General features: G+C 68.7%; 11 protein-coding genes, 1 pseudogene and 1 riboswitch. Of the genes and pseudogenes, 5 read left to right on the forward strand and 7 right to left on the reverse strand.

Annotated elements, in window-relative coordinates:
• The first annotated feature begins 101 nt into the window (after window positions 1-101).
• The 3 genes and pseudogenes from ACWDV4_RS21160 to ACWDV4_RS21170 all read left to right on the forward strand — a co-directional run.
• On the forward strand, window positions 102-3,044 hold the full coding sequence (locus tag ACWDV4_RS21160) for a BTAD domain-containing putative transcriptional regulator (RefSeq protein ID WP_449981392.1): 2,943 nt from the start codon (window positions 102-104) through the stop codon (window positions 3,042-3,044).
• Window positions 3,045-3,281: 237 nt separating this feature from the next.
• Window positions 3,282-3,791 (forward strand): hypothetical protein, encoded by a 510-nt coding sequence (locus ACWDV4_RS21165; RefSeq protein ID WP_449981394.1) that lies wholly within the window; start codon window positions 3,282-3,284, stop codon window positions 3,789-3,791.
• 404 nt (window positions 3,792-4,195) lie between these two features.
• A pseudogene (locus tag ACWDV4_RS21170) lies at window positions 4,196-4,654 on the forward strand (GNAT family N-acetyltransferase); the annotation flags it as partial.
• Window positions 4,655-4,783: 129 nt separating this feature from the next.
• Here the strand turns inward: ACWDV4_RS21170 and ribH are convergent.
• The 7 genes from ribH to rpe all read right to left on the reverse strand — a co-directional run bounded on the left by ribH (window position 4,784) and on the right by rpe (window position 10,932).
• The gene (gene ribH / locus ACWDV4_RS21175) at window positions 4,784-5,254 is read right to left on the reverse strand and encodes a 6,7-dimethyl-8-ribityllumazine synthase (protein WP_449981396.1); all 471 of its coding nucleotides are present in this window, start codon (window positions 5,252-5,254) and stop codon (window positions 4,784-4,786) included.
• Window positions 5,255-5,256: 2 nt separating this feature from the next.
• Window positions 5,257-6,489: a bifunctional 3,4-dihydroxy-2-butanone-4-phosphate synthase/GTP cyclohydrolase II gene (locus tag ACWDV4_RS21180; protein ID WP_449981541.1), complete on the reverse strand. Its 1,233-nt coding sequence runs from the start codon at window positions 6,487-6,489 to the stop codon at window positions 5,257-5,259.
• Between the two features lie 23 nt (window positions 6,490-6,512).
• Window positions 6,513-7,214 carry a nicotinamide riboside transporter PnuC gene (gene pnuC, locus ACWDV4_RS21185; protein WP_449981398.1) on the reverse strand — a complete coding sequence of 234 codons (702 nt, stop codon included), beginning with the start codon at window positions 7,212-7,214 and terminating at the stop codon, window positions 6,513-6,515.
• Complete coding sequence (locus tag ACWDV4_RS21190) at window positions 7,211-7,807, reverse strand: riboflavin synthase (protein WP_449981400.1); 597 nt, start codon at window positions 7,805-7,807, stop codon at window positions 7,211-7,213. The genes pnuC and ACWDV4_RS21190 overlap by 4 nt, the downstream gene beginning before the upstream one ends.
• Window positions 7,808-7,810: 3 nt before the next feature.
• Window positions 7,811-8,872, reverse strand: a complete 1,062-nt coding sequence (gene ribD / locus ACWDV4_RS21195) for a bifunctional diaminohydroxyphosphoribosylaminopyrimidine deaminase/5-amino-6-(5-phosphoribosylamino)uracil reductase RibD (protein ID WP_449981402.1) — start codon at window positions 8,870-8,872, stop codon at window positions 7,811-7,813.
• 166 nt (window positions 8,873-9,038) lie between these two features.
• Window positions 9,039-9,212: riboswitch (FMN riboswitch) on the reverse strand.
• 80 nt (window positions 9,213-9,292) lie between these two features.
• Window positions 9,293-10,249, reverse strand: a complete 957-nt coding sequence (locus tag ACWDV4_RS21200) for a GGDEF domain-containing response regulator (RefSeq protein WP_449981404.1) — start codon at window positions 10,247-10,249, stop codon at window positions 9,293-9,295.
• A gap of 2 nt (window positions 10,250-10,251) precedes the next feature.
• Entirely contained in the window at window positions 10,252-10,932 is a 681-nt protein-coding gene (gene rpe, locus ACWDV4_RS21205; RefSeq protein ID WP_449981406.1) for a ribulose-phosphate 3-epimerase, read from the reverse strand.
• A 288-nt stretch (window positions 10,933-11,220) separates the two neighbouring features.
• On the opposite strand from rpe, the gene ACWDV4_RS21210 reads away from it, so the two are divergent.
• The gene (locus tag ACWDV4_RS21210) at window positions 11,221-12,423 is read left to right on the forward strand and encodes a dipeptidase (protein WP_449981408.1); all 1,203 of its coding nucleotides are present in this window, start codon (window positions 11,221-11,223) and stop codon (window positions 12,421-12,423) included.
• Window positions 12,420-14,045: an ABC transporter substrate-binding protein gene (locus ACWDV4_RS21215; RefSeq protein ID WP_449981410.1), complete on the forward strand. Its 1,626-nt coding sequence runs from the start codon at window positions 12,420-12,422 to the stop codon at window positions 14,043-14,045. The genes ACWDV4_RS21210 and ACWDV4_RS21215 overlap by 4 nt, the downstream gene beginning before the upstream one ends.
• Window positions 14,046-14,048: the final 3 nt, after the last annotated feature.

Here is a 14,048-nt window from a genome sequence, read left to right on the forward strand (position 1 = left end):
GCTGGAACGGCACAGGGTCAGGTGTGCGACTGAGCCGGTCGGCAGCCCGGGACGCGCCGATAGCCTGGATCCGAACTCGCAATTGAGGCGGGGGCGATTCAATGCAAGTCAGACTGCTCGGACCGGTCGACATCACCGTGGACGGCATACCGCGTACGGTTTCTGGGCTGCGCCGCAAGGCCGTACTCGCCGTACTCGCCCTGCACCCGGGCGAGATCGTCAGCGCCGATCGGCTCATCGACGTGATCTGGGGCGACGAACCTCCCGCCACCGCCGCGAACACGCTCCAGAGCCACGTGTCGTATCTGCGCCGGGTGATCGGCACTCGGTCGACGATCGTGGCCCGCCCACCGGGCTACCTACTAGACATCCCGGGCGAGGCTTCCGACGTCGAAGTCGCCGAGCGGCTCATTCGGATCGGCACCCAGTCCACCGACTTCACCCAGGCCGCCGCGTGCCTGCGTACCGCCCTCGCGCTGTGGCGGGGCAGGGCGCTGGTGGACGTCGCCGGTCTCCCCGGCCTGTACGCGGAGGCCGAGCGTCTGGAACACCTCCGGCTGGTGGCGGTACGGGCGCTCACCGACGCGCGCCTGGCCCTCGGCGAGCACGCCCAGCTCGTACCGGAGTTGGAGGGCCTGGCCAGGGAGCACCAACTCGACGAGCGCATCCACGAACAACTGATGCTCGCGCTCTACCGGGCCGGTCGGCAGTCTGACGCGCTGGCAACGTACCGGCGGCTGCGTCGCACCCTCGACGAGGAGTTGGGGATCGAGCCGAGCCCGACGCTGCGTGACCTGGAATCGGCCATCCTGCGGCAGGAACCGGGGCTGGATCCACCCCAGCCGCCCTCGTCGGGCCCGGCTGGCGCATCGGGGGTGGCCCCTTCAGCGATCCCGGCACAGCTGCCGCTGGCGGTACGCGGTTTCACCGGCCGTACGGCGGAACTGGCCCGACTCGACGCCCTGCTCCCCGCGCCAGCCCTCGCGTTCGCGCAGCCGCCGACCGACGAGATGTTAGGAAGGGCCCCTTCCTCTACAGAAAACGATAGGAAGGGGCCCTTCCTAACAGCGGTGTCCGGTGCCCCGGGGGTAGGCAAGACGGCGTTGGCAGTGCACTGGGCGCACCGGGTCGCCGCGCACTTCCCCGACGGGCAGCTCTACGTGAACCTACGCGGATACGACTCAGGTGGGCTGGTGATGGATCCCGCTGAGGCGGTCCGGGGCTTCCTCGACGCGCTCGACGTACCGGTGGAACGCATCCCCGCTGGGCTGCCCGCCCAGGCAGCGCTCTATCGCAGCCTGCTGAGCGGTCGACGGGTCCTCGTCGTGCTGGACAACGCCCGCGATGCGGAGCAGGTACGCCCACTGCTGCCCGGATCGGCCAGCTGCCTCGCGGTGGTGACCAGCCGTAACCAGCTCACCCCGCTGATCGTCACGGAAGGCGCGTACCCGCTCGCCCTCGATCTGCTCTCCCCGACCGAGGCCAGAGATCTGCTGGCCGGCCGACTCGGGTCCGACCGGGTGAGCGGGGAGCCGAAGGCGGTCGGGCAGATCATCGACAGTTGCGCCCGGCTGCCGCTCGCGCTCGCCGTCGCCACGGCACGGGCCGCCACCCGGCCCGGCTTTCCACTGTCCGTACTCGCCGACGAACTGCGGGACGCGGCCGACGCGCTGGACGCCTTCGACAATACGGACCCCGGCACCGACGTACGGGCGGTCTTTTCCTGGTCGTACCGGACGTTGAGTGAGCCAGCCGCCCGGCTGTTCCGGCTGCTCGGCCTGCATCCCGGTCCGGACATCGCGATCCCGGCCGCAGCCAGTCTCGCTGGCATCCCGCTTCGGCCGGCGCGGGCGCTGCTGGCCGAGCTGACCAGCAGCCATCTACTCCTGGAGCACTCCCCCGGCCGGTACACCTTCCACGACTTGTTGCGCGCCTACGCCTCCGAACTCACCCAGGAGCTCGACAGTGCGGACGACCGCTGCGAGGCCGTACACCGACTGCTCGATTGTTACCTGCACACCGCATGCGCCGGTGCCCGGTTGCTCCAGCCGTTCCATGAGCTGATCGACCCGGCCCCGGCCCGACCCGGCGTCGTCTCGATCGCGCCTTCGGACGTCGAGGAGGCGATCGCCTGGTTCTCCGTCGAGCATCCGGTGCTACTCAACACGATCACGCGAGCGGCGGGTGACGGGATGTCCGGGCACGCCTGGCGGCTGGCCTGCGCCATGGCCGACTACTTCGACCGTACGGGGCACTGGCGCGACTGGGAGGTGACCCACGAGGCCGCGCTCGCCGCTGCCCGGCAACTAGCCGACCATCGGACGCAGGCCCGCATCCACTACGGACTGGGCCGGGCGCGGGCCCAGCTGGGCCGCTTTGCCGAGGCGCACCTCCACCTCCGAACGGCGGCGGAGCTGTACGGCAGGGTCGGTGATACGGCCGGCCAAGCGCACACGGATCGCAGTTTCGCCTGGGTGTTCTCTCGACAGGGTCGGCATCGGGAAGGGCTCGCGCACGCCCAGCGTGCCCTGGCTCTGTTCCAGTCCACCGGTGACCTCGCCATGCAGGCCAGGGCACTCAACTCGGTCGGCTGGCAGCACGCCCAACTGCACGACCATCGGCAGGCGTTGCACTACTGCCAGCGGGCCCTCGTACTGCTCCAGCAGGTCGGTGACCGCTCCGGCGAGGCCAACACCTGGGACAGTCTCGGCTACGCCCACCACCATCTTGGCGACCACCGGCAGGCCACCGTCTGCTACCGGCGGGCAATCGCGCTGTTCCGGGCCCTCGGTGACCGCTACTACGAGGCCGACACACTCACCCACGACGGGGACAGCCACGAGGCATCGGGTGATCCGTACGCCGCCCGGCACGCCTGGCAGCAGGCCCTGGACATCCTCGACGCGCTCGGCCATCCCGATGCCGAGCCGGTCCGTACCCGACTCCTTCGGCTCGTGTTCCGACGGGCGGAACGAGCGCCCGGCCTGCTCGCCCTGGACCTGGTTGATCAAGAGATCTGCATCAAAACAGGGCGGGTCTCATGACGCAAATCTCTTGATCAACGGAGAGGTCGCACCCTGATTCCCAACGACCATGGCGGAAGCCGCCACAGCTATTGCACATATATTGCAATAGTGGTCGGCACGGTCGACCATGGATGTCGAGGATGTGCACGGATATCGGCTCATGGCCACCAGCTCGGCCGACTCCGAGAGCACAGAGACGACGAGCGAACCGCAGAGGACGCCATGCCGGTCGAATTCCAGAGAGCCACGGTCCCGATGCTGCTTGCCCAGACGTCCGCCCTGCATGCGCTGTATCGAGAGTGCTTCGCCACGCCACCCTGGTCAGAGCCGGAAGATCGACTGACCACGTTCCCCACGCACCTGTGTGGGCAGCTCTCCCACGTTGGCGCGGCTGGGATCCTCGCCTTCGACGGGCCCAGTATCGTCGGCGCGGTGTACGGCTGGGCCGCACCTGCCGAACTGGCCCGCACGACGCAGTTCGAGATCGCGGTCGCCGACGCGGCTCCGCCACAGGCGCTGCCCCGGCTCATCGCGCCGTCGCTGGTGGTAGCGGAGGTGATGGTCACCGGTACACACCGCCGGCGCGGCATCGCCCAAGGTCTCCTGGCTGCGTACACGAAGCAATGGCCCATGGCCTGGCTGGTCACCCACCGCGACAGTGGGGCGGCCGAGTTCTACCGGCGGCTGGGCTGGCAGCAGGAGGCGACCTTCGAGTCAGATGCGAAGCCGCTGCTGCTGTTCACGTGGACCGCGCAGCAAAAGTAGAACCGGTATGTGACACGGCAATATTCCATGAACGTGCGCAGCACGTCGCGCGGATCGCCGGTCAGGTCGATGACTTCCCACACGTCATCTCCCTGCCTCAGCCGTCGGACCAACGCTGCTTCGGCCAGGGCCTCTCCGGACGGGAAGTGCTTGTACAGAAAGGATTGGTGGAACGCCAGGTATGCCAAGCAGAGAAGTCGACTACCTCATCCGACCAGGCCGAGTCGCTGACGCCACCGAACTTGCTCGTCTGCACGCATCGGTTCAGCTTCAGCCGGTGACTGGCGGGAAACCGCACTCCGGCATCGCTGCCTGGGTCGAAGACCTGCTGGCTGGTCATCCTTCAGTCGCACCCGACGACTTCCTGGTCGCCGAGGACCGGGCCACCGGCAGCCCGGCTCGCTGCGGTCCGCCCCATCCTCGACCCGGACCACCCACTGGCCCGACTCAGCCCGCCCGGCGTACCAAGACGACCCAGAGGCTGGTACGTCCGCACCAGCAACCTGGTCGACCTCCTCGCCCGGCTACAACCACTGCTGCGGGCTCGCTGGCACGCAGCAGACCTGCGATGGCATGAGCCGGCACTGATTGTCGACATGTACGGCCGCGCCGCCCGGCTGAAGTTCACCGATGGCGAGCTGACGGCAGTGACAGCCATACGCGGCGCTTTCAGCCCGACCACCGATCCCGAAACCCACGCCGCCATCCCGCCCGGCGCTCTGCTCCAACTGGCCCTCGGCTACCGCACCCTGCCCGAAGGGTTGGGCAACTGGCCGGACTGCCTCCTACGCGATCGCCTCGTCGAGCACTTCCTGATGGCGGCGTTCCCCCGGGTGCCGGTCCAGGTCTGGCCCCACAACTGACCAGCGGGCACCCACCCGCCGCGCCCCTGCCCCATCGTGTTGATCAAGAGATTTACGTCAGGAATCCGGCGTCAACGTGACGCCCATCTCTTGATCAACCCGGGAAGGCAAGGCAGGAGGGGCGGAGGGTCAGCGCAGGGTGCGGATGGTGAGGGCGGCGTCAAGGGCGGCCACGGTGGCGGCCCAGCCCTTGTCCTCTGCGGAACCGGGCAGGCCAGCCCGATCGCGGGCCTGCTCGATGCTGTTGACGGTCAGTACGCCGTGGGCAACCGGCTTGCCGGTGTCCAGGGCGATCCGGGTCAGCCCCTCGGTCACCGACTGGCAGACGTAGTCGAAGTGCGCGGTGGCTCCCCGGATCACCACCCCGAGCGCCACCACCACGTCGCAGCGCCGGGCCAACGCCTGGGCCACCACGGGAAGCTCGACCGAGCCGGCGACCCGGGCGGTGACCACCTCGTCGACGCCGCACGCCTTGGCGGCGGCGACCGCCCGGTCGAGCATGTGGTCGGTCAGCTCACCGTGCCAACGCGCGGCCACCACACCGACGGTCAGCCCGGCGGCGTCGACAGTGGACGTATCCGGTTCTCCGAAACCTGCCATGGCTAGGCCAGTCCTTCCGTTACCTCGTCCAGCTCGTCGAGCAGGTGCCCCATCCGGTCCCGCTTGGTCCGCAGATAGCGGACGTTCTCGGGGTGCGGGCGTACCGGCAGGCCCTCCCGGCCCACCACGGTCAACCCGTAGCCTTCCAATCCGGCCCGCTTGGCCGGGTTGTTGGTCAGCAGACGCATCGAGCGCACCCCAAGGTCGTAGAGGATCTGCGCGCCGGTGCCGTAGTCGCGGGCGTCGGCGGGCAGGCCCAGGTCGAGGTTGGCGTCGACGGTGTCCCGGCCGAGGTCCTGCAACTGGTACGCCTGAAGCTTGTGCAGCAGGCCGATACCGCGTCCTTCGTGTCCGCGTACGTAGAGGACGACGCCCCGCCCCTCCTCGGCGACCCGGGCCAGGGCGGCGTCGAGCTGCGGTCCGCAGTCACAGCGCAGCGAGCCGAAGACGTCCCCGGTCAGGCACTCGGAGTGCACCCGGACCAGCACGTCCTCCCCGTCGCCGAGGTCGCCGTAGACCATGGCGACATGCTCGGCCGGGTCGTGCTCGGCCCGGTAGCCGTGTGCCCGGAACACCCCGTGCGGGGTGGGCAGTCGCGCTTCGGCGACCTGCTCCACCTGCTTCTCCGTACGCCGCCGGTAGGCGATCAGGTCGGCGATGCTGATCAGCGTCAGCCCATGCGCGGTGCTGAACTTCTCCAGGTCGGGCAGGCGCATCATGGTGCCATCGTCGTTGACGAGTTCGCACAGCACCCCGGCCGGGCGCAGCCCGGCGAGCCGGGCCAGGTCGACGGCGGCCTCGGTGTGCCCGGGGCGGCGCAGCACCCCGCCGGTCTTGGCCCGCAGCGGTACGACGTGTCCCGGTCGGGCCAGCTCGGTCGGGTTGGTCGCCGGGTCGGCGAGCAGCCGGATGGTGTGTGCCCGATCGGCGGCGGAGATGCCGGTGCTGACACCTTCCCGGGCATCGACGGTCACCGTGTACGCGGTGCCCCGCCGGTCCTGGTTGGTGTGGTACATCGGCGGCAGTTCGAGGCGGTCGCAGTCCTCTTCGGTCAACGGCGCGCAGATGTAGCCGGAGGTGTAGCGGACCATGAAGGCCATCAGCTCGGGCGTGGCCCGCTCGGCGGCGAAGATCAGGTCGCCTTCGTTCTCCCGGTCGGCGTCGTCGACCACCACCACCGGGCGGCCGGCAGCCATGTCGGCGATCGCCTGCTCGATGCTGCCGAACTCGTGCACACTGTCCGAATCGTTCACGATTTTCACGCGACTGCCTCCGCGTAACTTGGCACGGCTGGATTGGACACCGGCTGGGTTGCCCGCGAGGTCCGCAGCCAGCTGACGAAGCCCCATCCGCAGAAGAGGCCGTAGACGGCGTACATGGCGGCCGAGGGATAGAACCCGCCGGCCAGTAGAAGTGGAACGCCGACGGCGTCGACCGCGATCCAGATCAGCCAGAACTCCACCCAGCCCCGGGCCATGCCGTAGGTGGCGAGCATGCTGCCGACGAAGATCCAGGCGTCCGCCAGCGGGCCCCACGACCCGAGGGCCAGCAGGATCGGGTACGCCAGCGCGGTGGTCAGCACGGCGACGCCCAGCATGGCCAGCCGTTCCCGGCCGGTGGCCCAGCGGGGGGCTACCGCCGCTCCTTCCGTAGCTGTGCCCGCCCGTCGGGTCCGCGCCCAGCTCCACCAGCCGTAGGCGCTGACCGCGAAGAAGACGACCTGCCGGCCAGCCTGCCCGTAGAGGTCGAGCGTCTGCGGGGTGGCGAACACCCCGCCGAGGAAGACGGTGAGCAGCAGTGCATTGCCGAGCATCCCGACCGGCCAGGCCCAGACCACCCGGCGGATGCCGAGCAGCGCCGAGGCCAGGCCGAAGCCGTTGCCGACGATCTCGCGCCAGAGCACGGTCGTACCGGCCACTTCCAGGTGGGCGTCGAGCAGCCAGTGCAGGGGACCGGTCATCGCCGGTCGCCCAACAGCCGCTCGACGTACTTGGCGAGCACGTCGACTTCCAGGTTGACCGGGTCACCGACCTGCTTGTGGCCGAGGGTGGTGAGCTTGAGCGTGGTGGGGATCAGTCCGACGGAGAGGCTGTCGTCGGTGACCTCGGTGACGGTCAGCGACACCCCGTCGACGGTGATCGAGCCCTTCTCCACCACGTACCGGGCGATCTCGGCGGGTAACGAGAACCGGACCGTCTCCCACTGTTCGGCCGGCTCCCGGGACAGGATCTTCCCCACCCCGTCGACGTGGCCCTGTACGAGGTGCCCGCCCAGCCGGCTGCCCAGGGTCGCGGCCCGTTCCAGGTTGACCGGGTCGTCGGGTCGCAGCACCCCCAGCGACGAGCGGCGCAGCGTCTCCCCCATCACGTCGGCGGTGAAGACCCCGTCGGCGACGTCGACCACGGTCAGGCAGACGCCGTTGACCGCGATGGAGTCGCCGTGCCGGGCGTCGGAGGTGACCACCGGTCCGCGTACGGCCAGCAGGACGGAGTCCGCTCCGGTGTCGGCCAGCCGGACGACGGTGCCCAGTTCCTCGATGATGCCGGTGAACATGTCTCAGCCTTCCCTCTTGCGGGGCAGCGCGGTGATCCGCAGGTCCGGACCGACCCGCGTGATGTCGACGAAGTCCAGGTCGATGGCGTCGGCGATGGTGTGCACCCCGGCGTCGGCCAGCGCCGTCGGGCCGGCACCGAGCAGCTTCGGCGCGACGTACCCGATGATCTTGTCGATCAGGCCGGCGGCGAGGAACGCGCCGGCCAGGGTCGGCCCGCCCTCCAGCAGTACGGCCCGCGCGCCGCGCTGGTAGAGCGCGGCGAGCAGCGCCGGCAGGTCCACCCGGCCGTCGGGGGTGGCACCGACCTCGGCGGCGGTGGCGATCCAGGTATGGGCGGCGGCGTCGCGAACCCGGGCGTCGGCCGGGGTACGGCCGGCGCTGTCCACCACTACCCGCAGCGGCTGCCGGATGGCCAGGGTGCCGTCACGCAGGTTGCGGGCGGTGAGCCGGGGATCGTCGGCCAGCACGGTGCCCGATCCGACGATCACCGCGTCGACGGTGCCGCGTAGGGCGTGCACGTCGATCCGGGCCGCTTCGGAGGTGATCCACATGCTGGTGCCGTCAGTGGCCGCTGAGCGTCCGTCGGCGGTGGCGGCGTACTTCCAGATGACGTACGGCCATTCCCGGCGTACGGCGGTCAGCCAGGCGATGTTGGCGGCCTCGGCCTCGGCGGCGTGTATCCCGGAGACGACGTCGATGCCGGCGGCGCGCAATGTCCCGCTTCCGCCCCCGGCGACCGGGTTGGGGTCGGTGACGCCGATCGCCACGGTGGCGACGCCGGCCCGGATCAGTGCCCGGGTGCACGGGCCGGTGCGGCCGGTGTGGTCGCAGGGTTCCATGGTGACCACGGCGGTGCCGCCCTTGGCCCGGTCCCCGGCCTGGGCCAGGGCGACGATCTCGGCGTGCGGCCCGCCGGCGTAGGCGTGGAAGCCCTCCCCGACGATCTCCCCGGCGGTATCCAGGATGACGCAGCCGACCACGGGGTTGGGACTGGTCGTGCCCAAACCTCGGGCAGCCAGCTCGATCGCTCGACGCATCGCCTTGTCGGTGGAGACGCTCGGCATCGCCGGCCCCTGCTTTCTCGCTCGCCTGTCGGGCGCGCGGGCGGGGCAAAGGAGACAGGGCGCGGCTGTCCGGCCACGCGGCGGTGGGGACCCCCGGGTACGGCGCAGCCGACCCCAGGGCCGACCCGGATGTGCCGTCACCGGCCCAGGTCGGGCTCCCTCCGCCCTGCGCTGTCTCCCATCCGGACTGTCTGAGCGTGGGTGGGTGCCCGCACTCAACCGTCGGCCCTGGGTTCTCACCAGGTCCACCGGGCGGCAGAGCCGTCCGGGTCGCGGGCTTACCACGGTCGGACCGTGGATCACCGCCGGTTCGGAATTACACCGAGTCCCGCCAGCGCATGGTGGGTACGGTGTGAGTCTTGCACGGAATCGGCGGACCGTCGTCATTCGGGCGAGCTAGTTCACAGTCCGGCGGTCCGGTCAGCCGGCCGCACGCCGCCGATCGACCGCCACATACGACCCGGGCTGCCGTTTGGCCAGGCTCTTCATCTCGGAGGCCACCGCGATCGCGTCCATCGGGTTGGTGAACCGGCGCTCGGCGACCGACATCGACACCCCGATCGACAGGGTCACCAGGTTGGCCCGCTGGACGTTGCCCCGCCGGTCCTGTAGCTCGACGTAGCCGCGGCCCCGGTCCTGAGGGTCGTAGAGATCGTCAGCGGCCTTCTCGAAGTCGACCACCGCCCGCTCGGTGATGGGGCGCACCTGGTCGGGAGCGCAGACGATGACGAAGTCGTCGCCGCCGATGTGGCCGAGGAAGGCGGGTGGGAGCCCGACCGCGACCACCGCCCGGTGCAGGCTGCGGGCCAGTGCGGCGATGAACTCGTCGCCCCGGCTGAAGCCGTACCGGTCGTTGACGCTCTTGAACCGGTCGATGTCGACGTAGCCGACGGCGTAGTCGACGCCGCTGCGTACCCGGTCGGTGATCTCCCGGCGGACCCGGCTGTTGCCGGGTAGGCCGGTCAGTGGGGAGACCTCGCGGAACTCCTTGTTGCGGCGCAGCGTCGAGCTGACCCGGGCGATGAGTTCGGCGGTGTCGAACGGCTTGATCACATAGTCGTCGGCGCCGGCGGTGAGGCCGTGGACCTTGTCCACGGTCATTCCCTTGGCGGTCAACATGATCACCGGTAGGGCGGTGGTCAACGGGTTGGCCCGGAGCCGGCGGGTCAGTTCCAGGCCGTCGATCCGCGGCATCATCAGGTCGACGATGGCCAGGTCAGGCCGACGCTGCTCGACCAGTTCAAGCGCTTCCTGGCCGTCGCTGGCGCGCACTACGTCGAAGCCGTGCAGCTCAAGATTGAACTCGACGAACCGGGCGATGTCCTCGTCGTCGTCGACGACCAGGATGAGATCACGCTGATCCTCGGCCGGTTCCACCCTCAGTCCTGCCGGATGGCCCGCTCGGCGAGCCCTCGCAGGTTGCGTACCGCCTCGGCCGGGTCTGCCGCACCGTAGACCGCCGTGCCCGCGACGAAGGCGTCCGCCCCGGCGGCGGCGGCCTGTTCGATGGTGTCGGCGGCGATCCCGCCGTCGACCTCGATCCGCAGTTCGAGGTGACCCGCGTCGACCTGCCGACGGGCGGCTCGGACCTTCTCCAGCAGTTCGGGGATGAATGCCTGGCCGCCGAAGCCGGCCTTGATGGTCATGATCAGGAGCGTGTCGAAGCTGGGCAGCAGTTCGAGGTACGGCTCGATCGGGGTGTCCCGGTCGATCGCCAGCCCGGCCTTTGCCCCGGCCGCCCGCAGGTCCTTGGCCAGGGCCACCGGGTTGTCGCACGCCTCGGCGTGGAAGGTGACGTTGTAGGCGCCCGCCTCGGCGTACCCCGGGGCCCACCGGCGCGGATCCTCGATCATCAGGTGCACGTCGAAGGGCAACGTCGTCGCGGTGAGCAGACTCCGCACCACCGGCAGGCCGATGGTCAGGTTGGGAACGAAGTGGTTGTCCATCACGTCGACGTGCAGCCAGTCGGCCGCGGACTCGACCGCCTTGACTTCGTCGGCGAGGCGGGCGAAGTCGGCGGAGAGAATGCTGGGCGCAACGATGGGCACTGGTGCGGTCACGGCGACAGTGTACGAACGCCCCCGGCTAGTTCCGCACCGCCCGTCGACGGTTCCCAGGATGGTCAACGAGTATCCACCGCTGGTCAGACCCGGGGAACCCACCTTCCAATATGTGGAACAACCCGTGGTAGCCGCTCATTTGGCCTGGTCAACGCGGTTCCCCCAACGTTTGTAACGTTCATGTTTCGCCTCTTCCCCTGGCCGCCACAGGTCGCATAACGTGCCCCGCAACACCGAGAGGTCAGACCTCCATCCTCTGACCTTTGACGATTGATGGGGTGAGCGGCGTTGCAGGAAACCGCAGGTGGGTACCGCGGCTACCGGTCCTTCGACTATCTGGAGCCGCACCGCGACTACAAGGTCTTCGAGTTGGCCCCGGAAATCGGCCGGGTGCCGGAGCACGACCTCGGGTTGACCGACAACCAGCGGGAACGGGTGGCCCGGCTCCTCCGCGAGGAGATGGCCATCTCCCTGCACGAACACCCGAAGATCCTGCCGGCTGACGTGTCACAGCTGCGCGACTACAACCGGACCGGCCGCAACTCCTTCGGCTTCGAGGGCATGGCCCGCTCCGGCATGACCGCGGTCTTCGACAACTTCATGAACGGCACCGGCTGCGTGACCAGCGAGCACGCCTGGAAGTGGGACGACGTCATCTACGACATCGGGCTGCGCTTCGCCGACGTCGCCAAGCAGGACCACGTGGTGGTGGCCACCACCCTGGAGCAGATCTTCGAGGCCAAGCGCAACGGCCAGATCGCCCTGGTGGCCGGCCTGGAGGCGGCCACGATGATCGAGAACGAACTCGATCGCATCGACATCCTCTACGGCTTCGGCGTACGGCAGATGGGCATCGCGTACAGCCAGGCCAACATGCTCGGTTCCGGGCTTTCCGAGGACCGCGACGGCGGCCTGACCCACTTCGGGCGGCGCGCGGTGGACCGGATGAACAAGCTCGGCATCGCCATCGACATCTCGCACTCCGGCGATCAGACCTCGCTGGACGTGATCGAGTCGAGTCGGGTTCCGGTGTTCATCACCCACGCCGGTGCCCGCTCGGTCTGGAACACCCCTCGGATGAAGCCGGACGAGGTGATCCGGGCCTGCGCCGAACGGGGCGGTGTGATCGGCATCGAGGCCGCCCCGCACACCACCCTCTCGGCGGACCACCCGCACCACTCCATCGAGTCGGTGATGGACCACTTCACGTACTGCGTGGAACTGGTCGGCATCGACCACGTGGCGTTCGGCCCGGACACCAACTTCGGTGACCACGTCGGACTCCACGACAGCTTCACCCAGCACCTGGCGATCGGGAAGGCCCACGGCGTAGTGGACCACCCCCGGGTGCCGTACGTCTCCGGCATGGAAAACCCCGCGGAGTGCTTCAGCAACATCGTCGGGTGGCTGGTCGCGCACGACTACTCCGATGACGAGATCGCCAAGGTCATCGGCGGCAACATCATCCGGGTTCTTCAGGAGGTTTGGTGAAAAACATAGTCAAGGGCCGGTGGCGGGTTGCCGTCGCGCTCGGCGTGGTGGCTGCGCTGGGTCTCTCCGGTTGCAGCCTCAACGAGGACAACGCATCGTCGAGCAGCGGCTCGGGTGACACGGTGCTGCGGATCGGCACCACCACCGACGTCAGCAACTTCAACCCGCTGCAGTCGCTGAGCAAGACCGACTCGTGGATCCTCAACGCGATGTACCCGCACCTGCTGCGGATCGACGAGAACGCCAAGAAGGCGCCGGAGCTGGCGAAGGAATACAAGTACGAGGACGACGGCAAGACCGCGGTCTTCACCCTGCGTGACGACTTCAAGTGGTCCGATGGCAAGCCCGTGGTCGCCGAGGACGTCAAGTTCAGCGCCGAGATGATCATGAAGTACAAGCTCGGCAACGTCGCGGCCAAGCTGACCTGGGTCGAGTCGATCGAGGCCCCGGACGCCACGACGGTGAAGTTCAAGCTGTCCCAGGCGTACGCGCCGTTCGCCGAGGGCGTCGGCTTCTGGATGGCGATCGTGCCGAAGCACATCTTCGAGACCGCTGGCGACCTGTCCAAGTTCGCCAACGACTCCAACTGGGTCGGTGCCGGGCCGTTCGTGCTGGACAGCATGACCAAGGGACAGCGCTACGTCATGAAGCGCAACGAGAACTACCCGCTGGCCCCGGGCGGCAAGGCGGCGGTAAGCCAGGTCGAGTACCGGGTCTACCCGGACGTCAACACGATGATGCTGGCGCTGCGCAACGGTGACATCGACATGATGGGCACCCCGGTCCCGGTGTCGGCAGCGAAGACCTTCGAGAACGACTCGAAGATCAAGCTGGAGAAGGTCGGCGCGCTCGGCTTCGCCCACCTGACCTACAACATGAACAACAAGCACCTGGCCAAGCAGGAAGTGCGGCAGGCGCTGTCGATGTCGATCGACACCAAGGCGATCATCTCCTCGGTGCTGCAGGGCGACGCCCAGCAGATGGCCGGCCCGATCTCGCCGATCTTCGCCGACTACGACAACACCGAGATCCAGCCGTACGCGTACGACCCGGATGGCGCGAAGGCCAAGCTGACCGCGGCGGGCTACCAGGACGGCAACGGCGACGGCTTCTTCGACGGCCTCACCATCGGCGTGGCCTGCGACCAGTCCAACGCCAACATCACCCGGGTGGTGCAGCTCTTCCGGGAGAGCGCGGCCAAGGCCGGCATCAAGCTGGAGAACGAGTGCGTGGAGCGGAACACCTTCCTGACCCGCACCAAGAACGGTGAGTACGACATCGACGCCACCCAGTGGGGCGTGTTCGACAACCCGATGGACCAGCTGCGCAGCACCTACCTGTCCAGCAACCCGGGTGGCATCAACTACAACCTGCTCAAGTCCGACGAGATGGACAAGCTGATCAACGACGCGGCCGGCACCACCGACCCGGAGGCGTTCAAGGCCAAGATCAAGAACATCGACAAGGTCGTACACGAGCAGGCGTACCTGACCCCGCTGTACGTGGAGAACTTCCAGTTCGCCTACAACGCCAGCAAGTTCACCGGCTTCGTCGCGTCGCCGTCGGACCTGCTCGGCATGGTCACCGGCTACTCGCTGGCCCAGGTCACCCCGGTCAAGTAACCC

It is taken from the genome of Micromonospora sp. NPDC003197, assembly GCF_053590565.1.